Origin of the sequence: Ruminiclostridium hungatei (assembly GCF_002051585.1) — a bacterium.
Taxonomy (GTDB): Bacteria; Bacillota; Clostridia; order Acetivibrionales; family DSM-1351; genus Ruminiclostridium; species Ruminiclostridium hungatei.
The window spans coordinates 1-716 of the sequence record NZ_MZGX01000085.1 but is presented as its reverse complement, the minus strand read 5'-3'; the positions used below and the strand labels follow the sequence as shown (position 1 = coordinate 716).

Genomic DNA, 716 nt, shown 5'->3' with positions numbered 1-716 from the left:
ACTGTATTCGTAGTTGGTCTCCACATATCCGGTCCAGCCGCCGTCCTTCAGATACCTTTTCTCACTGCTGATATTGTTCCACTGGTCATAGCCATAGGTTGTCCTGGACTCCATAACCCCGTTGACATTTATCGCCGCCTGTGAGACGTTTTTTGCATCACCTGTCAGGGTATTTATCTCACTGATGGTTGTTGACGCATCCTTTTTGTATCTTTTCTCCAGAAGGATATTGTAGTGTGAGGTATCATAGGAATACTGCTGCAGGTGTTCGTCATTGGAGGGATTGGTAAGAACATTTTCGCTGTTTCTCACCGCCTCCGGCCCCCAATAGGACACCACATTTCCAAACTGGTCATAGGCAAAGTCTTCAACGTACAGCAAATACTTGCCCAGGTCCTGGTCATTTGCATATTCCGAGCTTGGCATGCTGTATTTTTTCAGTATTTTCTTGTTTACCAGGTGATAGGTATTGTCATACCGGTATTCAAGGCTGTCATACAGGTAGTACCTGTCAATTATGGATAAATTAAAAGTACGGTATTTATCCTCAAAATTCATTTTGTTTTCATAGTCAAATATGTACTCATTGGCAAGATAGGTGTCATTCCAGTCCACAATGATGTAGCTGTATTTTTCAGGATAGTAGTTCCTTAATTCGTCATATTGCCTGTCTGCCTCAAAGTATGGGTATCTTGTATAATTATTTTTATATACAT

At 41.3% G+C, this 716-nt stretch carries 1 protein-coding gene; it reads right to left on the bottom strand.

The window, feature by feature from the left end:
* The coding region (locus tag CLHUN_RS22305; RefSeq protein ID WP_165755834.1) for a hypothetical protein at positions 1–716 on the bottom strand (716 nt) is incomplete at both ends.